15 protein-coding genes and 5 tRNA genes are annotated in these 19,348 nt (G+C 42.1%); 18 read left to right on the top strand and 2 right to left on the bottom strand.

The window, feature by feature from the left end:
• Window positions 1-3: 3 nt before the first annotated feature.
• The 17 genes from AC0JIQ_RS15040 (at window position 4) to rpoC (ending at window position 17,161) form a co-directional block, all read left to right on the top strand.
• Window positions 4-621, top strand: coding sequence for an FHA domain-containing protein (locus AC0JIQ_RS15040; protein ID WP_474202107.1), 618 nt, complete (start codon window positions 4-6; stop codon window positions 619-621).
• A 69-nt stretch (window positions 622-690) separates the two neighbouring features.
• Window positions 691-1,383: a phosphoglycolate phosphatase gene (locus tag AC0JIQ_RS15035; RefSeq protein WP_474202106.1), complete on the top strand. Its 693-nt coding sequence runs from the start codon at window positions 691-693 to the stop codon at window positions 1,381-1,383.
• A gap of 82 nt (window positions 1,384-1,465) precedes the next feature.
• On the top strand, window positions 1,466-2,959 hold the full coding sequence (gene trpE, locus AC0JIQ_RS15030) for an anthranilate synthase component I (protein ID WP_474202105.1): 1,494 nt from the start codon (window positions 1,466-1,468) through the stop codon (window positions 2,957-2,959).
• Between the two features lie 99 nt (window positions 2,960-3,058).
• Window positions 3,059-3,134 (top strand) — tRNA-Thr (locus AC0JIQ_RS15025).
• A gap of 53 nt (window positions 3,135-3,187) precedes the next feature.
• A tRNA-Tyr gene (locus AC0JIQ_RS15020) sits at window positions 3,188-3,271 on the top strand.
• A gap of 33 nt (window positions 3,272-3,304) precedes the next feature.
• A tRNA-Gly gene (locus AC0JIQ_RS15015) sits at window positions 3,305-3,380 on the top strand.
• A gap of 11 nt (window positions 3,381-3,391) precedes the next feature.
• A tRNA-Thr gene (locus tag AC0JIQ_RS15010) sits at window positions 3,392-3,466 on the top strand.
• A 164-nt stretch (window positions 3,467-3,630) separates the two neighbouring features.
• Complete coding sequence (gene tuf, locus AC0JIQ_RS15005; RefSeq protein WP_004913952.1) at window positions 3,631-4,821, top strand: elongation factor Tu; 1,191 nt, start codon at window positions 3,631-3,633, stop codon at window positions 4,819-4,821.
• 54 nt (window positions 4,822-4,875) lie between these two features.
• Window positions 4,876-4,951 (top strand) — tRNA-Trp (locus AC0JIQ_RS15000).
• A gap of 76 nt (window positions 4,952-5,027) precedes the next feature.
• Window positions 5,028-5,468: a preprotein translocase subunit SecE gene (gene secE / locus AC0JIQ_RS14995; RefSeq protein WP_004659360.1), complete on the top strand. Its 441-nt coding sequence runs from the start codon at window positions 5,028-5,030 to the stop codon at window positions 5,466-5,468.
• 7 nt (window positions 5,469-5,475) lie between these two features.
• A complete protein-coding gene (nusG, locus tag AC0JIQ_RS14990) occupies window positions 5,476-6,009 on the top strand; it encodes a transcription termination/antitermination protein NusG (protein WP_004659359.1) in 534 nt (177 codons plus the stop codon).
• Window positions 6,010-6,121: 112 nt separating this feature from the next.
• Window positions 6,122-6,550, top strand: a complete 429-nt coding sequence (rplK, locus tag AC0JIQ_RS14985) for a 50S ribosomal protein L11 (RefSeq protein WP_004637639.1) — start codon at window positions 6,122-6,124, stop codon at window positions 6,548-6,550.
• 3 nt (window positions 6,551-6,553) lie between these two features.
• The gene (gene rplA, locus AC0JIQ_RS14980; protein WP_004659356.1) at window positions 6,554-7,249 is read left to right on the top strand and encodes a 50S ribosomal protein L1; all 696 of its coding nucleotides are present in this window, start codon (window positions 6,554-6,556) and stop codon (window positions 7,247-7,249) included.
• A 246-nt stretch (window positions 7,250-7,495) separates the two neighbouring features.
• Complete coding sequence (gene rplJ, locus AC0JIQ_RS14975) at window positions 7,496-8,002, top strand: 50S ribosomal protein L10 (RefSeq protein ID WP_004659354.1); 507 nt, start codon at window positions 7,496-7,498, stop codon at window positions 8,000-8,002.
• A 48-nt stretch (window positions 8,003-8,050) separates the two neighbouring features.
• Window positions 8,051-8,416, top strand: a complete 366-nt coding sequence (gene rplL / locus AC0JIQ_RS14970) for a 50S ribosomal protein L7/L12 (protein ID WP_004659350.1) — start codon at window positions 8,051-8,053, stop codon at window positions 8,414-8,416.
• Between the two features lie 309 nt (window positions 8,417-8,725).
• Entirely contained in the window at window positions 8,726-12,814 is a 4,089-nt protein-coding gene (rpoB, locus tag AC0JIQ_RS14965) for a DNA-directed RNA polymerase subunit beta (RefSeq protein WP_004659349.1), read from the top strand.
• Between the two features lie 153 nt (window positions 12,815-12,967).
• Window positions 12,968-17,161: a DNA-directed RNA polymerase subunit beta' gene (rpoC, locus tag AC0JIQ_RS14960; RefSeq protein WP_249571593.1), complete on the top strand. Its 4,194-nt coding sequence runs from the start codon at window positions 12,968-12,970 to the stop codon at window positions 17,159-17,161.
• 103 nt (window positions 17,162-17,264) lie between these two features.
• Here the strand turns inward: rpoC and AC0JIQ_RS14955 are convergent, their stop codons facing one another.
• Entirely contained in the window at window positions 17,265-18,119 is an 855-nt protein-coding gene (locus tag AC0JIQ_RS14955) for an alpha/beta hydrolase (protein ID WP_474202104.1), read from the bottom strand.
• A gap of 255 nt (window positions 18,120-18,374) precedes the next feature.
• On the opposite strand from AC0JIQ_RS14955, the gene AC0JIQ_RS14950 reads away from it, so the two are divergent.
• Complete coding sequence (locus tag AC0JIQ_RS14950) at window positions 18,375-18,734, top strand: DNA transfer protein p32 (protein WP_474202103.1); 360 nt, start codon at window positions 18,375-18,377, stop codon at window positions 18,732-18,734.
• 58 nt (window positions 18,735-18,792) lie between these two features.
• Here the strand turns inward: AC0JIQ_RS14950 and AC0JIQ_RS14945 are convergent, their stop codons facing one another.
• Window positions 18,793-19,284, bottom strand: a complete 492-nt coding sequence (locus tag AC0JIQ_RS14945) for a DUF4442 domain-containing protein (protein WP_250752853.1) — start codon at window positions 19,282-19,284, stop codon at window positions 18,793-18,795.
• Window positions 19,285-19,348 lie beyond the last annotated feature (64 nt).

Genomic DNA, 19,348 nt, shown 5'->3' with positions numbered 1-19,348 from the left:
TCTATGACTTGGAAATTACAAGCCATTACAGGTGAATTTACAGGGCAAGAGATTAGTGTTGAACGTGATATGTTGGTGGGGCGACATCAGGATGCAGATATTTTATTGCAATCTGCGGATATTTCACGCCGTCACGCAGCACTGCTACTCAAAGGAGAGCAGTTATGGGTGCAAGATTTAAATTCTTCAAACGGTACGTTTATTAATGATACCCGTGTTGAACAAGAAACTGCTTTAAATGATGGCGATATTTTACAATTCGCGAGTTTTGTGTTTTCAGTTTTGGCAATTGTGCCAACACTTACAGAGCTACCAGAAATTGAAGTTGAGCCAGTAACAGCAACGAAGCACGATGCGGGTATGCCAACGCTTGCAGAGCGAGCTGCGGAAACTTCGATTAATCAAGATGGTATGCCACAACAAGTTGGAATTCCAAAACCGGCACCAATTCCTGAAGGTATTGATGTTCGGGCTGCTGCTGAACAGCAACCGATCGCGATTGAAGAACCTATTTCTCGTGTCCAACAAGAAATTGAACAGCAAAAAAATGCATCGATTGGTTTAATTTCAATAGTTGTGCTCATCATTTTAGCTGTGATTGCTTGGTTATTCTTTAAATAATTATATTAAGCTTTTACAATCAAGGCATGCTCATATGGGCGTGCCTTTTTATTTCTTGAGTCGAAATCTATGTCTGTTGCTCAGTTACAACAACGAAATTTAATTTTATTTGATCTGGATGGGACGCTTGTGGACTCGGCGGCTGATTTATATCGAGCAATGAATCTAAGTTTGGAAAAGCTGGCATTACCATTGGTAACAGAGGTGCAGATTCGAGCTTGGGTAGGCAAGGGTGCGGCTAAACTATGTGATACTGTTTTGGAGCATTTGTTTGGTCAGATTGATGCCCAGCAGCAGAAGCAATTGCTTGATACCTTTGTTGAGATTTATGAACAAGAATTATGTGTAAACACCAAAGTATATGAAGGTGTTTTACCATTTTTGGATTACTGTCAAGAGCATAATATTACGATGGCTTGCGTAACTAACAAACCAGAGCATTTAGCGCAAGGTATTCTCGACATTTTGCAGTTAAACCCATATTTTAAGATGGTGGTTGGTGGTGATAGTTTAGCTGAACGTAAACCTCATCCTTTGCCTTTACTACACTGTATGCAGCAACAAAATATTACAGCCTCGCAAACTTTGATGATCGGTGATTCGAGTAATGATGTGGAAGCCGCCAGACGTGCAGGTATTGATTGTATTGTGGTCAGCTATGGCTATAATCATGGGGAAAGTATCTATGACTGTCAGCCACAGCAAGTGGTCGATAGTTTGGCAGAATTGATAGAAGATGATTTAGTCAGGAGACAAGCATGAAGTTTGTTATGGTTTTTCGATGGCGGGCTTGAAAAGGCACTACAGAAAAAACGCGCAGAAATTAAAACCATAGAGAAGATTCATGACGACCTTAGTACAATTTGAGCAATTAAAATCAGCAGGCTATAACACTATTCCTGTGTATCGCCAACGTTTAGCCGATACAGAAACCCCACTTTCTGTTTTTGCACGTTTTAAAGAACAAAAACAAGCTTATCTCTTTGAGTCCGTTGAAGGGGGCGAGAATTGGGCGCGCTATTCAATGATTGGTTTAGGGGAGTCGATTGTTTTTTCCTGTAATGCAGGTGTATTGACCATTCAGCAAGCTGATGGCTCGCTTCGCCAGCAAGACTGCGCTGATCCATTTCAGTATATCCGCGATTTTCAAAGTCAATTTAAAGTGCCAACTCAAGCTGAATTGCCTGAGTTACCAAGTTTTACTGGTGGCTTGGTTGGGTATCTGGGGTATGACGCGGTACGTTATATCGAACCAAAACTTAAAAATGTTCCCACGGCTGATCCTGTGACTTTGCCAGATCTTTGGTTAATGTTGTCTCAAACCGTGATTGTGTTTGATAATTTAAAGGACACTTTGTTTTTAATTCATCACGCAGATTCGAGTCAGCCTGATGCTTATGATAAGGCTCAGCAGAAGCTGGATCAACTTGAGCAGTTGCTCGCTACGCCTGTCAGCTTACAAGCGAAACCCCATACTGCGCCACATTTCGAATCCATTACGGGTAAAGAAAAGTTTTTAGAAACCGTTGAGAAAGTAAAAGAGTATATCCGTGCAGGCGATGTGATGCAGGTTGTGCCTGGTCAACGTATGGTGTCTGACTTTGATGGTGAGGCTTTACAAGTTTATCGTGCATTACGCCATCTCAATCCATCGCCGTATTTATTTCTGGTGCAAGGACAAACACTCACAGATCAAAAGCCATTTCATATCGTGGGTTCTTCGCCAGAAATTCTTTCACGCTTAGAAAATGGTATCGCAACAGTACGTCCTTTGGCGGGAACACGACCGCGCGGTAAAACTAAGGAAGAAGATCTTGCCTTGGAACAAGATTTACTCGCAGATGAAAAAGAAATTGCTGAACATCTCATGCTAATCGATTTAGGTCGCAATGATGTTGGTCGCGTTTCTAAAATTGGTAAAGTGCAAGTGACTGATCGTATGGTGATTGAGCGTTATTCTCATGTCATGCATATCGTGTCTAATGTGCAGGGTGAAGTACGTGATGACGTGGATGCTTTAGATGTGTTTAAAGCAACCTTTCCTGCTGGAACACTTTCAGGTGCACCAAAAATCCGCGCTATGGAAATTATTGATGAAGTAGAACCAGTTAAACGTGGTGTATTTGGTGGTGCTGTAGGTTATTTAGGCTGGCATGGTGAAATGGACATGTCGATTGCGATTCGTACCTGTGTGATTCGTGATAAAAAGGTCTATGTACAGGCTGGGGCAGGCTTAGTTGCAGACTCAAATCCTGAATCAGAGTGGAATGAAACCCAAATAAAAGCTCGCGCAGTGATCAAAGCGGTTGAATTATCATCAAACGGGTTGATTTTATGAGTTTTTAACGGTTTTTTTGAAAAAACCACTTGCATCGATTCAGAGTTTTGCTAAACTGCACACCGTTCCGATACGAAACGTACGAAACACTAAGAAAGAGCCGGCATAGCTCAGTTGGTAGAGCAACTGACTTGTAATCAGTAGGTCCACAGTTCGAATCCGTGTGCCGGCACCATCTCAAAAGTGTGGTAGTATAAAGTAAAGAACAGCACTGTGTAAGTGTGATATGGTGAGATTCCCGAGCGGCCAAAGGGGGCAGACTGTAACTCTGCTACGAAAGTTTCGAAGGTTCGAATCCTTCTCTCACCACCATCTAACTTCGATTGAAGTGGTAAGTACCAACATGCGGGAGTAACTCAGTTGGTAGAGTGGCAGCCTTCCAAGCTGCATGTCGCGAGTTCGATCCTCGTCTCCCGCTCCATCGAAGATGTCGCTCTTATAGCTCAGTGGTAGAGCACTCCCTTGGTAAGGGAGAGGTCTCGAGTTCAAATCTCGATAAGAGCTCCAGATATACAGCTTAGTAGAATTTCTACAAAATTTTTAAAGAAGCAGGCTATTATAGTCTGCTTTTCAAGTATTGGGTGTCTAGTTTTTTAGGCGAATGTCGATAAAGAAAGTTTTTCAGGGTTGTTTTTCTCTAAACTGGTGTCGACGTAAACGAGGAAAATCAAATGGCTAAGGCTAAGTTTGAACGTAATAAACCACACGTAAACGTGGGTACAATTGGTCACGTTGACCATGGTAAAACAACTTTAACTGCTGCGATTGCAACTATCTGTGCAAAAACTTACGGCGGTGAAGCGAAAGATTACTCACAAATCGACTCAGCTCCTGAAGAAAAAGCACGTGGTATTACAATTAATACTTCACACGTAGAATACGATTCTCCAATCCGTCACTACGCTCACGTAGACTGCCCGGGTCACGCCGATTATGTTAAAAACATGATTACTGGTGCTGCTCAGATGGACGGCGCGATCCTTGTGTGTGCTGCGACTGATGGTCCAATGCCACAAACTCGTGAACACATCCTTCTTTCTCGTCAGGTAGGTGTACCTTACATCATCGTATTCTTAAACAAGTGTGACCTTGTTGATGATGAAGAATTACTTGAATTAGTAGAAATGGAAGTTCGTGAACTTCTTTCTACTTATGACTTCCCAGGTGATGACACTCCAATCATCCGTGGTTCAGCGCTTCAAGCATTAAACGGTAACGACGGTCCTTACGGTGAAGCTTCTGTTCTTGCACTTGTAGAAGCGCTTGACTCTTACATCCCAGAACCAGAGCGTGCAATCGATAAAGCATTCTTGATGCCAATCGAAGATGTATTCTCTATCTCTGGTCGTGGTACAGTAGTAACTGGTCGTGTAGAAGCTGGTATCATCAAAGTTGGTGAGTCTGTTGAAATCGTTGGTATCCGTGATACTCAAACGACTACAGTTACTGGCGTTGAAATGTTCCGTAAACTTCTTGACGAAGGTCGTGCGGGTGAGAACTGTGGTATCTTACTTCGTGGTACTAAGCGTGAAGACGTACAACGTGGTCAAGTACTTGCTAAACCAGGTACAATCAAGCCGCACACTAAATTCGATGCAGAAGTATACGTACTTTCTAAAGAAGAAGGTGGTCGTCATACTCCATTCCTTAACGGTTACCGTCCACAGTTCTACTTCCGTACAACTGACGTAACTGGCGCGATCAAATTACAAGATGGCGTAGAAATGGTTATGCCTGGTGACAACGTTGAGATGTCAGTAGAGTTAATCCACCCGATCGCAATGGACCCAGGTCTACGTTTTGCGATCCGTGAAGGTGGTCGTACTGTAGGTGCTGGTGTTGTTGCTAAAGTAACTGCATAAGCCCAATATTGTATTACATTCAAATCGGAAGCTTCGGCTTTCGATTTGCTTCATAGGCTAGTAGTTCAATTGGTAGAGCGTCGGTCTCCAAAACCGAATGTTGGGGGTTCGAGTCCCTCCTGGCCTGCCACTTTTTTTAAATAAAAAAGCTTAATTCTGGCTAAGTTGTCATATAATAATTCGCGAATTCTACGACGAGTAAAAAAATGTCGAATGATAAATCGCGTGACGCATTAAGCGACGCGCCAATCCCTCAAAGAAATAATGCTGCAGAAGTTATAAATGCAAGTTCTCCGCTTGATATTGTCTTGTGGTTAATTGCAATTGTTTTGTTAGTTGGTTCAGCATTGGTAAATCAACATTTACCAGCCTATTGGGCACCTGCAAATGATATTTGGGTGCGCGTTGGGGTAATTTTGGCTTGTGTCGTCGTCGCTTTAGGTTTATTATACGCCACCCATCAAGGCAAAGGCTTTGTGCGTTTGTTGCAAGATGCGCGAATTGAACTGCGTCGAGTGACCTGGCCAACAAAACAAGAGACGATCACGACATCGTGGCAAGTGCTTTTGGTTGTGGTTGTTGCATCATTGGTTTTATGGTGTTTCGATTACGGGTTAGGTTGGTTTATTAAGTTAATTATCGGGTAAGAGTGCGATGAAACGTTGGTATATTATTCATGCCTATTCAGGTTTTGAAAAACAAGTGATGCGTTCACTTAATGACCGAATCCAGCGCAGCACTGTTGCTGATAGTTTTGGTGAAGTCCTTGTTCCTACTGAAGAAGTAGTGGAAATGAAGGATGGTAAGAAGCGTAAGTCTGAGCGTAAATTCTTTCCTGGCTATGTATTGGTCGAAATGGAAATGAATGATGATACTTGGCACATCGTTAAAGAGTGTCCAAAGGTTCTAGGTTTTATTGGTGGTACACCAGAAAAACCAGCGCCAATTTCTCAACGTGAAGCTGATGCAATTCTTGCGCGTGTACGTAATACAGGTGAAGCACCTCGTCCTAAGACAATGTTTGAGCCTGGTGAAGAATTACTCGTGGTTGATGGTCCGTTCACTGACTTTAAAGGGGTCGTGGAGGAAGTACAATACGAAAAGTCACGTTTAACGTTGACGATTAATGTATTTAATCGACCAACGCAAGTTGAACTCGAGTTTCGACAAGTCGAAAAAACGATTTAACTTGAGTTGGTTGGTAAGCGCCCGATTTGATCGGGCATTGTTGTTCTAACACTTCGGTGTTGTTTAATTTTTTGGGGAGCCTGACGGCGTCTGTACCCAGAGGTAATTTTCAATGGCTAAGAAGATTGACGGCTATATCAAGCTGCAAGTTCCAGCTGGTAAAGCAAATCCATCTCCACCAATTGGTCCTGCTTTAGGTCAACGTGGTGTAAACATCATGGCATTCTGTAAAGAATTCAATGCTGCTACACAAAAACTTGAAGTTGGTTTGCCAATTCCTGTCGTGATCACTGTGTACAACGATAAGTCGTTCACATTCATCATGAAAACTCCACCTGCATCTATTCTTCTTAAGAAAGCTGCTGGTATTCAAAAGGGTTCTTCTGTACCTAACAAAACTAAAGTTGGTAAGTTGACTCGTGCTCAATTAGAAGAAATTGCGACTACTAAAGAACCAGATTTAACTGGTGCTGATTTAGACGCTCGTGTGCGTACCATTGCTGGTTCTGCACGTTCTATGGGCTTGGAAGTGGAGCTATAAGACATGGCAAAGTTAACTAAACGTCAAAAAGCCATTGCTGCTGCTGTAGAAGCAAACAAAGTTTATACTTTGGAAGAAGCAGTACAAGTTCTTAACAGCCTTCCAGCTGCGAAGTTCAAAGAATCATTAGACATCTCTGTAAACCTTGGTGTTGATCCACGTAAATCTGATCAGGTTGTTCGTGGTGCGACGACTTTACCTGCAGGTACAGGTAAAACTGTACGTGTAGCAGTATTTGCTCAAGGTGCTGCTGCTGAAGCTGCAAAAGAAGCTGGTGCAGATGTTGTTGGATTTGATGACCTTGCTGAAAGCATTCAAGGTGGAAATCTTGATTTCGACGTAGTTATTGCTGCTCCTGATGCAATGCGCGTTGTTGGTAAGTTAGGTACAATTCTTGGTCCACGTGGCTTAATGCCAAACCCTAAAGTGGGTACAGTGACTCCAGATGTTGCGAATGCAGTTAAAAATGCTAAATCTGGTCAGGCACGTTACCGTGTAGACAAGGGTGGTATCATCCATGCTGCAATTGGTCAACTTGGCTTTAGCGAAGAAGCTGTGCGTCAAAACGTTGAAACTTTAATTGCAGATTTAAAACGTTTAAAACCTGCAACTTCTAAAGGTGTATACGTTAAGAAGATCACTTTGAGCTCAACTATGGGTCCTGGTTTGATCGTTGACGTAAACAACGTTTCTAAGTAATTAGAAAGAATTTTAAAGCCTTAGATTTTCTCTTGCAGAAAATCTAAGCAAACTTTGAATTGATAAATGAAGGTTTATCAGCGTCAAAGACCTCAGGCGAGGCAGGTTTTAGGATTTGCTTCTTAAAATACCAGTCTGAGTAGACGCGGTGGTGTGATTTGTTGCTCCTCCGCGTGTAAGTCGAAAGACTTACGAATTGGGAGTGTACCTGTGTAGGTACATAAATCACCGTTAGGAGGTTTTACAATGGCTCTTCTTATTGAAGACAAAAAACAGATCGTTGCTGAAGTAACTGAAGTTGCTTCTACAGCGTTCGCTGCCGTTGTTGCTGACTACCAAGGTTTAACGGTTGAGCAATTAACTGCTCTTCGTGTTGAAGCTCGTAAACTAGGTGTTGCTACACGTGTTGTACGTAATACTTTAGCTAAACGTGCTCTTCAAGATACGCAATTCTCTATCTTGAATGACAATCTTGTTGGTCCAACAATCTTAGCATTCTCAACTTCTGAAGACGATATGGGTGCAGCTGCACGCTTGTTCGAAGAATTTGCTAAAACTAACAAAGCATTTGAATTAAAAGCTGCTGCATTTGACGGCAAACTTTATCAAGGTGAAGAAGTTAGTATTATTGCAAACCTTCCGAACCACGAAAAAGCGCTTACTATGCTTGCCTCTGTTCTTCAAGCTCCTATTTCGAAATTGGGTCGTTTACTTACAGCGCTCCAAGAGAAAAACGAGTCAGAAGCTGCTTAAGCTTAAATCTACTTTCACACCATTCAATATCCATTTGGAGTTATTCTCATGGCTTTAACAAACGAACAAATCTTAGACGCAGTTGCTGAATTAAAAGTTATCGAACTTGTTGACTTAATCAAAGCATTTGAAGAGCGTTTCAACGTATCTGCTGCTGCTGTAGCTGTAGCTGCTGGTCCAGCTGCTGCTGCTGTTGAAGAACAAACTGAATTCAACGTTGAGTTGACTTCTTTCGGTGCTAACAAAGTTGCTGTAATTAAAGCAGTTCGTGAAGCTACTGGCCTTGGTCTTAAAGAAGCTAAAGATCTTGTTGAAGGCGCTCCTGCAGTTCTTAAAGAAGGCGTTTCTAAAGAAGAAGGCGAAGAACTTAAGAAGAAGCTTGAAGAAGCTGGTGCTACAGTTACACTTAAGTAATGCTGTAGGGAGTCGATTTTTTCAAAATCGGCTCCAAAAAATGGCTGATGGCTCTTGGGTCATCAGCCTTTTTGCGTTACAATAATCGGCTCGTTTTTTGATAGTTTTACGTTTATTGTGCGTATTATTTAAACAAAATTCATGAAATCAAACGCTTACCAATATTTTTTTGCTTATAAAAATATTGTTAAGCGTTTTAATACCACTAAAAATTGCAGCATTTGTAAACAGTGGTGGCCATATCGGCCTGCGTAATTCCTTCTAGACCCGTTCTGCAGGCGGGTTTAGTTTACTTTCCGAGGACTCCAGATGGCATACTCATATACCGAAAAGAAACGGATCCGTAAGAATTTTGGTAAATTGCCCCACGTAATGGAAGCACCGTACTTACTGTCGATTCAGGTCGATTCGTACCGGACATTCTTACAAGGCGGTAAAACTCCAAAAAATCGCGAAGATATCGGTCTCCAAGCCGCATTTCGTTCAGTTTTTCCTATTGAAAGTTATTCTGGCAATGCTGCTTTAGAATTTGTTGAGTATAGTCTTGGTAAGCCTGAGTTTGACGTACGTGAATGTATTTTACGTGGTTCAACTTATGCAGCACCAATGCGCGTAAAAATTCGTTTGATCATTAAAGATCGTGAAACGAAATCAATTAAAGACGTTCGTGAACAAGAAGTTTACATGGGTGAAATGCCACTCATGACCGATAACGGTACTTTCGTTATCAACGGTACTGAGCGTGTCATCGTATCTCAATTACACCGTTCACCAGGTGTATTCTTTGACCATGACAAGGGTAAAACCCACTCAAGTGGTAAAGTGTTGTATTCAGCACGTATTATTCCTTACCGTGGTTCATGGTTAGATTTTGAATTTGATGCTAAAGATTTAGTATTCGTACGTATTGACCGTCGTCGTAAGCTGCTTGCAACGGTGATTCTACGTGCCTTGAATTACAGCAATGAACAAATCTTGAATTTGTTCTATGAAAAAGTACCTGTATATCTTGATATGGGTAGCTATCAAATTGATCTTGTTCCAGATCGCTTACGTGGTGAAATGGCACAATTCGATATCTTAGACAATGATGGTAAAGCGATCGTTGAACAAGGTAAACGTATTAATGCACGTCACGTACGTCAAATGGAAGCTGCGAACTTAGCCAAGCTTTCTGTACCTGATGAATATTTATATGAGCGTATTACAGCTGAAGATATCACACTGAAAAGTGGTGATGTGATTCCTGCGAATACTGTACTTAGCCATGACATCATGGTGAAGATCGCTGAAGGTGGTGTTAAACAGTTTAACATCCTGTTCACGAACGACATCGATCGTGGTCCTTTCGTTGCAGATACATTGCGTGCGGATACAACAACAGGTCGTGAAGAAGCACTTGTTGAAATCTATAAAGTAATGCGTCCAGGCGAACCACCAACGAAAGAAGCTGCTGAAAACTTATTCAATAACTTATTCTTCTCTTCTGAGCGTTATGACCTTTCTCCAGTCGGTCGTATGAAGTTCAACCGTCGTTTGGGTCGTCCTTACGAAGTGGGTACAGATCAGAAGTCACGTGAAGTTGAAGGTATTCTGTCGCACGACGATATTATTGATGTATTACGTACATTAGTAGAAATCCGTAACGGTAAAGGTGAAGTCGACGATATCGATCACTTAGGTAACCGTCGTGTACGTTCAGTTGGTGAAATGACAGAAAACCAATTCCGTGTTGGTTTAGTTCGTGTTGAGCGTGCTGTTAAAGAGCGTTTAAGCCAAGCAGAAACCGATAACTTGTCTCCACAAGATTTAATCAACGCAAAACCAGTTGCTGCTGCAATCAAAGAATTCTTTGGTTCGAGCCAATTGTCTCAGTTCATGGATCAAAATAATCCATTGTCTGAAATTACACACAAACGTCGTGTATCTGCGCTTGGCCCTGGTGGTTTGACACGTGAACGCGCGGGCTTCGAAGTACGTGACGTACATCAAACTCACTACGGTCGTGTTTGTCCAATTGAAACACCTGAAGGTCCAAACATTGGTTTGATCAACTCGCTTTCTGTCTATGCAAAAGCGAATGACTTCGGTTTCTTGGAAACACCATACCGTAAAGTTGTTGATGGTCGTGTGACTGATGAAGTTGAATACTTATCTGCAATTGAAGAAGTGGGTACTGTTATTGCACAGGCCGATTCTGCAGTGGATAAAGACGGTACTTTAACTGAAGAAATGGTTTCTGTACGTCATCAAGGTGACTTCGTTCGTATGTCGCCTGAGCGTGTAACGCATATGGACGTTTCTGCGCAACAGGTTGTATCTGTGGCAGCGTCATTGATTCCATTCCTTGAACACGATGATGCGAACCGTGCATTGATGGGTTCAAACATGCAACGTCAGGCTGTTCCTACCTTGCGTGCTGACAAGCCGCTTGTTGGTACAGGTATGGAAGCAAACGTAGCACGTGACTCAGGTGTATGTGTGATTGCCGATCGTGGTGGTGCGATTGAATATGTAGATGCATCTCGTATCGTAATTCGTGTCAACGAAGATGAAATGATTGCAGGTGAAGCAGGTGTAGATATCTATAACCTGATCAAATATACACGTTCAAACCAAAATACATGTATTAACCAAAATGTCATCGTGAACTTGGGCGACAAAGTTGCTCGTGGTGATATCTTGGCTGACGGTCCATCGACTGACATGGGTGAACTTGCGCTTGGTCAAAACATGCGCGTCGCGTTCATGACATGGAACGGTTATAACTACGAAGACTCGATCTTACTTTCTGAGCGTGTTCTTCAAGAAGACCGTTTAACGTCGATTCACATTCAAGAATTATCATGTGTAGCACGTGATACTAAGTTAGGTGCAGAAGAAATTACTGCCGATATTCCTAACGTTGGTGAAGCTGCACTGTCTAAATTGGATGAGTCAGGTATTGTTTATATCGGTGCTGAAGTGACTGCAGGTGACATCCTTGTTGGTAAGGTAACACCTAAAGGTGAAACTCAGTTAACACCTGAAGAAAAATTACTTCGCGCAATCTTTGGTGAAAAAGCGGCTGACGTAAAAGACTCGTCTTTACGTGTTCCGTCTGGTACTAAAGGTACAGTAATTGACGTTCAAGTCTTCACACGTGATGGTTTAGAAAAAGATGAACGTGCTCAAGCAATTGAGAAAGCTCAGCTTGACGCATACCGTAAAGACTTGAAAGAAGAATACAAAATCTTCGAAGAAGCAGCACGTGAACGTATTGTTCGTTTGTTGAAAGGTCAAGAATCTAACGGTGGTGGTTCAACTAAACGCGGTGATAAACTTTCTGAAGACGTATTGTCTGGTTTAGAGCTTGTTGATTTACTTGAAATCCAGCCAAATGATGAAGCAATTGCTGAGCGTTTAACTCAAATTCAAGTGTTCTTGAAAGAGAAGAGTTACGAGATTGACGAAAAGTTTGCTGAGAAGAAGCGTAAACTTTCTACAGGTGATGAGTTAACAACTGGCGTATTGAAAGTTGTTAAGGTTTACCTTGCGGTTAAACGTCGTATCCAGCCTGGTGATAAGATGGCGGGTCGTCACGGTAACAAGGGTGTTGTATCAAACATCTTACCAGTTGAAGACATGCCACATGATGCGAACGGTGTACCAGTCGACATCGTATTGAACCCACTCGGTGTACCGTCACGTATGAACGTGGGGCAGATTCTTGAGACTCACTTGGGTATGGCGGCGAAAGGTCTTGGCGATAAGATCGAAAAAATGTTGAAAGAACAACGTACAGTGATTGAACTGCGTGAATTCTTAGACAAGATTTATAACAAGGTTGGTGGTGAGCAGGAAGAGCTTGATAGCTTGACTGACGCAGAAATCTTGGCGCTTTCAGGTAACTTGCGTGCTGGTGTTCCATTAGCAACTCCTGTATTTGATGGTGCTGAAGAAAGCCAGATCAAAGACTTACTTGAATTGGCAGACATTTCTCGTACAGGTCAAACAGTATTGTTTGATGGTCGTACAGGTGAACAGTTTGACCGTCCTGTAACTGTAGGTTACATGTACATGCTCAAATTGAACCACTTGGTTGATGACAAGATGCATGCGCGTTCAACAGGTTCTTACTCACTTGTGACTCAACAACCGCTTGGTGGTAAAGCACAATTCGGTGGTCAGCGTTTCGGTGAGATGGAAGTATGGGCACTTGAAGCATACGGTGCTGCATATACGCTCCAAGAAATGCTTACAGTGAAGTCGGATGACGTCGAAGGTCGTACACGCATCTATAAGAATATTGTAGATGGTAACCATTATATGGATCCGGGTATGCCTGAATCGTTCAACGTATTGACCAAAGAGATCCGTTCTTTAGGTATCAACATTGAACTGAAAAATGGTGACTAAAAAATCTCCCCCAATCCCTCTTTAAGAAAGAGGGAAGAAAGTCCCCCTTTATAAAGGGGGCTTTAGGGGGATTCGAGATTCCCAAATTTCAGTAAAAACAATATTTGTGACCCAGTCGGAAGAGCGTAGCTCCCCGACACACGGAGAAAAAAATTGAAAGACTTGCTCGATATCATGCGTAAGAAAACGGATTCAGAAGGTCATGCACCTGTTGAATTTGACCGTATCCGTATTGGTCTTGCGTCACCAGAGATGATTAAGTCATGGTCTCACGGTGAAGTTAAAAAGCCAGAAACCATTAACTACCGTACTTTTAAACCTGAACGTGATGGTTTGTTCTGTGCCAAAATCTTTGGTCCAGTAAAAGATTATGAATGCTTGTGTGGTAAATACAAGCGTATGAAATACAAAGGCGTCATTTGTGAAAAATGTGGCGTTGAAGTAACGACTGCTAAAGTTCGTCGTGAGCGTATGGGTCATATTGACCTTGCTTCTCCAGTTGCACACATCTGGTTCTTAAAATCATTACCGAGCCGTATCGGTTTACTTCTTGATATGACATTACGTGATATCGAGCGCGTATTGTATTTCGAATCTTATGTTGTTACTGATCCTGGTATGACTCCGTTTGAAAAGTATCAACTTTTAACAGACGAAGAATACTACAATGCACTTGAAGAACACGGTGATGAATTCACTGCGAAAATGGGTGCAGAAGCAGTTCAGGATTTATTAAAAGATATCGATCTTGAAGCTGAGATTGCGCGTTTACGTGAAGAAATTCCACAAACAACGTCTGAGACGAAACTTAAAAAAGCGTCTAAGCGTTTGAAATTGATGGAAGCATTCAAAGATTCAAACAACAAGCCTGAATGGATGGTGATGAACGTACTTCCTGTACTTCCACCAGACTTACGTCCGCTTGTACCACTTGAAGGTGGTCGTTTCGCGACTTCAGACTTGAACGATTTATATCGTCGTGTGATCAACCGTAATAACCGTTTGAAGCGTCTTCTTGACCTTGCTGCGCCAGATATCATCGTACGTAACGAAAAACGTATGTTACAAGAGTCTGTTGATGCGTTGCTTGATAACGGTCGTCGTGGTCGTGCAATTACAGGTTCGAACAAACGTCCGTTGAAATCTTTGGCAGATATGATCAAAGGTAAACAAGGTCGTTTCCGTCAAAACTTACTTGGTAAACGTGTTGACTATTCAGGTCGTTCGGTGATTACCGTTGGTCCTACTTTACGTCTTCACCAATGTGGTCTTCCGAAGAAGATGGCACTTGAATTATTCAAGCCATTTATTTTCGCGAAACTACAAGCATCTGGTCAGGCAACAACCATTAAAGCTGCGAAGAAAATGGTTGAGCGTGAAACCCCAGAAGTTTGGGACGTTCTTGCTTCTGTAATTCGTCAACATCCAGTGATGTTGAACCGTGCGCCAACACTTCACCGTTTAGGTCTTCAAGCATTTGAACCTATTCTAATTGAAGGTAAAGCGATTCGTCTTCACCCACTCGTATGTGCTGCGTTTAACGCCGACTTCGATGGTGACCAAATGGCGGTACACGTTCCATTGACATTGGAAGCACAGTTAGAAGCACGTGCCTTGATGATGTCAACCAACAACATCTTGTCACCTGCCAATGGTGAGCCAATCATCGTTCCTTCTCAGGACGTTGTCTTGGGTCTTTACTACATCACTCGTGATGCGGTAAATGCCAAAGGTGAAGGCATGGTGTTTGCGGATACACACGAAGTTAACCGTGCGTTAGCGACGGGTAAAGTTGCAATCCATGCGCGCGTAAAAGTACGTGTACACCAAACTGTTATTGATGAAAATGGTCAGCGTGAAAAGCAAACCATTATTGTTGATACAACACCTGGTCGTTGCTTGTTATGGGAAGTTGTTCCACAAGGTTTAAGCTTCGACATGATCAACCTTGAGATGACCAAGAAAAACATCTCGAAGTTAATCAACTCTTGCTACCGTAAACTTGGTTTGAAAGATACGGTTATCTTCGCTGACCAATTGATGTATTTGGGCTTCCGTCAAGCGACGCGCTCAGGTGTATCTGTTGGTATGGAAGACATGTTGATTCCACCAACCAAGCATACGATTATCGATAAAGCTGAAACAGAAGTTCGTGAAATCGAACAACAGTTTGAGCAAGGTTTCGTAACTGCGGGTGAGCGTTATAACAAAGTTGTCGATATCTGGGCGCGTACAAACGACCAAGTTGCGAAAGCGATGATGGATAACTTGTCTTATACCCTTGTGAAAAACAAACAAGGTGAAGACGAGAAGCAGAAATCATTCAACTCGATTTATATGATGTCTGACTCGGGTGCCCGTGGTAGTGCGGCGCAGATCCGTCAGCTTGCTGGTATGCGTGGTTTGATGGCGAAGCCGGATGGCTCGATCATTGAGACCCCAATTAAAGCAAACTTCCGTGAAGGTTTGACAGTACTTCAGTACTTCATCTCAACACATGGTGCACGTAAAGGTTTGGCCGATACTGCATTGAAGACAGCGAACTCAGGTTACTTGACACGTCGTCTAGTAGACGTAGCACAAGATTTAGTTATTACTGAATCTGACTGTGGTACAGCTGGTGGCTTAGTGATGACTCCATTCATTCAAGGTGGTGACGTTATTGAACCATTACGCGATCGCGTATTAGGTCGTGTTACTGCTGAAGATGTACGTCGTGCATCTGATGATGAAGTTGTACTTCCACGTGGTACGCTCATTGACGAGAAAATCGCTGCTCAGCTTGAAGAAGCGGGTGTCGATGAAGTTAAAGTACGTTCAGTGATTGCATGTGAATCTACCTTCGGTGTATGTGCGCGTTGTTATGGTCGTGACCTTGCACGTGGTCACTTGGTGAACCCAGGTGAATCAGTGGGTGTAATGGCTGCACAATCAATTGGTGAGCCAGGTACACAGTTAACGATGCGTACGTTCCACGTGGGTGGTGCTGCGAGCCGAACGTCTGCTGCAAACAGTGTTCAAGTACGTAACAAAGGTACTGTACGTTTCCACAACGTGAAAACTGTACAACATGCCAAAGGGCATTTGGTTTCTGTTTCACGTTCAGGTGAAATCGGTATTGCAGATGATTTAGGTCGTGAGCGTGAGCGTTATAAACTTCCTTACGGTGCAAGCATCTTGTTGAAAGATGGTGAAGCTGTGGAGGCTGGCGGTATCGTAGCGACTTGGGATCCGCATACACATCCATTGGTAACAGAAGTTGCTGGTAAAGCACGTTTCAGCCAAATCGCTGATGGTGTAACTGCAACCTCTAAGACAGATGATGCAACAGGTATGACTACTGTTGAAATCTTACCTGTAACAGCTCGTCCTGCTTCTGGTAAAGATTTACGTCCTGCAATTGTGTTGGATACAACAGATGGTGGCGAACAATTCTACTTCTTACCACAAAATACGATCGTAACCGTTCGTGATGGCGCAACGATTGGTGTGGGTGATGTACTTGGTCGTGTACCACAAGAAACTTCACGTACCCGTGATATTACCGGTGGTCTTCCACGCGTAGCTGACTTATTTGAAGCACGTAAACCGAAAGAACACGCGATTCTTGCAGAAGTATCAGGTGTTGTAAGCTTTGGTAAAGAGACTAAAGGTAAGAACCGTTTAGTGATTAGCCCTGATGATGGTTCTGAGATCTACGAAGAATTGATTCCAAAATGGCGTACCATTAACGTGTTCGAAGGTGAGCATGTGAACCGTGGTGAAACCATTTCTGATGGTCCACAAAACCCACATGACATCTTACGTTTGAAAGGTGAAGTGGCATTAACCAACTACATCGTGAACGAAGTTCAAGACGTTTACCGTCTCCAAGGTGTAAAAATCAACGATAAGCACATTGAAGTTGTTGTACGTCAAATGTTGCGTAAAGTTGATATCACTGATGGCGGTGATACAAGCTTCATCAAAGGCGAGCAAGTGGATTACATCCGCGTTGTTCAAGAGAACCAAGCTGTCTTGGCTCAGAACAAGTTCCCAGCGAAGTTTGAACGTCAATTGATGGGTATCACCAAAGCGTCGCTTTCTACTGATTCATTCATTTCTGCTGCATCGTTCCAGGAAACAACACGCGTGTTAACTGAAGCTGCTGTAACAGGTAAAGAAGATGATTTACGTGGCTTGAAAGAAAACGTTGTTGTGGGTCGCTTGATCCCAGCGGGTACAGGTCTTGCATATCACTTAGAGCGTCGTCGTCAAGAGGCAGAAGCTGCTGAATTTGAACTTCATAATGATTTCAGTGAAGTTGACCAAGCATTTAGTCAAGCGTTGAACTCAGACCAGTTCTAAGTCTTAACGAATTAAAAAAGGCACCTTTGGGTGCCTTTTTTATGTTTGAAAATAGCAAAATGATTGTATTTAGAAAACGAAACTAAGTTTTCATAGATATAAATTAGTGTGATTGTATAAATTGATTCACTTGTTGGGTATATGCATTATCTTCTCCCAAAGATCTATTTATTTCACGATGTGAAAGTGGGAGTGATAATAATTGTGCGGATGTCCCAAGTTTTTGTGCTTGCTGAATAAATTGTTGAGCCTGTATACAGGGTTGATCAGGGCGAGTGGTTGAGCAAACAGCGAGAAATGAAGGTAAACTTTGATGAAGTTGTAAGATCGGAGAGAGGGCTTTCCAGTTTTCAGGTTGTTGACCAAAGGCTCGATCATAAAATCGAGCATGCCGATTTTGCATGATCTTTTCGATATCGTAAGCAGCACTATCTAAGGCAATGGTTGCTCGCCAAGGTTGCGGTTGTGGAGTTAACCACGAGGGCCGTACAGTAACTAAGCTGACTAAATGTGCACCAGCAGAATGCCCTACCAAAATAAGCCGTTTTGAGTTTGCATGCCAATCATTTGCATGTTTTTGAATATAGAGTAAAGCATTTGATATATCTTGAGTCTGTTGCTGTACGGTTGCATTTGGAACTAATCGGTAATTAACGGAGATCAAAAGCCACCCTCGTTTACCCCAATAATCGACTTTATTTTTTACTACAGCAGCATTATTTTTATCACCTATACTCCAAGCACCACCATGTATCATAACGATGATTGGAGCTAGATTATTATCGGTGTGTGGTTTAGATGATGGGAAATAGATATCCATCATTTGTTGGGAATCATTACCATAAGCAATATTTTTAAGTGATTCTACTTTTGCTAATGTTTGGAACTTGAAAAAATTTGCCTGAGTTGCTGAATTTAAACTCATCAAGATCAACATGGATAGCATAAATCTTGTCATTTTTTCGCCCCTGTTAAATTGTATTTCTAAATTGAGCCACACATTTTGTTTTCATGCTGATTAGATTGGAACTTTGACTTCATTTTTAATAACATAATTCAATCAACAGTGTAGTACTGTATTGATCAAAGATTCTTCCATTTAGTTTATTTTATTACAAAAAGAAAAGAATGCACTTAGAGCAATTACATAATCTGATTATTTTCTAACAAAAATCAGATTATGCTTAGACTATAAAATTGAGGAGTTTTGGACATGAAAAAAACAATTGGTTTAGTTTCAACATTAGTATTATCTACTTTGATGTTTACAGGCTGCCAAAACATGAGCGCATCTGATCAGCGTATTGGTGCAGCAGCATTGGGTGGTGCAGTTGGTGGTGGTGTTGGTAATCATGTAGGTGGCGGCTTAGGAGCGGGTGTAGGTGCAGCAGCAGGTGCTGGTGTAGGTGCAAATGCCAAGGGTGGTAGTAGTAATTCAACCACAAGTAGTGCAATTGGCGCAGGTATTGGTTCTGTGATTGGTAAGTCTATTTTTGGTGGTGATACTGGTGCAGCGATTGGTGGTGCAATCGGTGGTGGCGCAGGTGCTGCAATCCAAGAAAAGAAAAAGTAATATGAATTAAAATTTTAGTAAATGCCTGCTATTGTTTGCAGGCATTTTATATTTAGGTTCATTTTGAAGAACTTGCTTTAGGCTTCTTCCGACGTATATATAAAATTTTTTCAACCTCTGCAATTCGTGTTCCTGCATCATCTAAAATATTTAGGGTGTAATGACGTAAAACTGGTTCATAATTTTCTGCCAATCGTTTGATTTCATCAATTTCATTTTTACTCAGTTTAATGTCGGCAACGACCTCACTACGACCAGGTGATAGGAAATTAATAGAAGCACTTTTGTCCCAAACAATATATTTATGTCCTAAATGATGCATGAGAATCAGCATATAAAAGGGATCAACCATGGAATATAAACTGCCCCCAAAATGTGTCCCGACAATATTACGATTTTTTCTAGTCAGCGGCATTTTGACACGAATGAAGTAACGATCAAGATCAAATGTTTCGATTGCAATGCCTGCCCCACGATAAGGGGAATAGTGATTCAGCATAAATTTAGAAATCGCTGGAATGGTTCGAATTTTTTTGAAAAAGTCTTTCATGGTCAATTTTTTTTCTTGCAACTCTATTCATACTCCATAAGTATCATTTTTAGTGCATCGCTGG

Source organism: Acinetobacter sp. FB (assembly GCF_056033405.1).
The sequence above is the reverse complement of the archived record's forward strand: the minus strand, read 5'-3'. Positions and strand labels throughout refer to the sequence as shown.

Coding starts and splice junctions, on each gene's coding strand:
- AC0JIQ_RS15040 (WP_474202107.1), top strand. CDS start 4: ATGACTTGGAAATTACAAGCCATTACAGGTGAATTTACAGGGCAAGAG.
- AC0JIQ_RS15035 (WP_474202106.1), top strand. CDS start 691: ATGTCTGTTGCTCAGTTACAACAACGAAATTTAATTTTATTTGATCTG.
- trpE (WP_474202105.1), top strand. CDS start 1,466: ATGACGACCTTAGTACAATTTGAGCAATTAAAATCAGCAGGCTATAAC.
- tuf (WP_004913952.1), top strand. CDS start 3,631: ATGGCTAAGGCTAAGTTTGAACGTAATAAACCACACGTAAACGTGGGT.
- secE (WP_004659360.1), top strand. CDS start 5,028: ATGTCGAATGATAAATCGCGTGACGCATTAAGCGACGCGCCAATCCCT.
- nusG (WP_004659359.1), top strand. CDS start 5,476: ATGAAACGTTGGTATATTATTCATGCCTATTCAGGTTTTGAAAAACAA.
- rplK (WP_004637639.1), top strand. CDS start 6,122: ATGGCTAAGAAGATTGACGGCTATATCAAGCTGCAAGTTCCAGCTGGT.
- rplA (WP_004659356.1), top strand. CDS start 6,554: ATGGCAAAGTTAACTAAACGTCAAAAAGCCATTGCTGCTGCTGTAGAA.
- rplJ (WP_004659354.1), top strand. CDS start 7,496: ATGGCTCTTCTTATTGAAGACAAAAAACAGATCGTTGCTGAAGTAACT.
- rplL (WP_004659350.1), top strand. CDS start 8,051: ATGGCTTTAACAAACGAACAAATCTTAGACGCAGTTGCTGAATTAAAA.
- rpoB (WP_004659349.1), top strand. CDS start 8,726: ATGGCATACTCATATACCGAAAAGAAACGGATCCGTAAGAATTTTGGT.
- AC0JIQ_RS14955 (WP_474202104.1), bottom strand. CDS start 18,119: ATGACAAGATTTATGCTATCCATGTTGATCTTGATGAGTTTAAATTCA.
- AC0JIQ_RS14950 (WP_474202103.1), top strand. CDS start 18,375: ATGAAAAAAACAATTGGTTTAGTTTCAACATTAGTATTATCTACTTTG.
- AC0JIQ_RS14945 (WP_250752853.1), bottom strand. CDS start 19,284: ATGAAAGACTTTTTCAAAAAAATTCGAACCATTCCAGCGATTTCTAAA.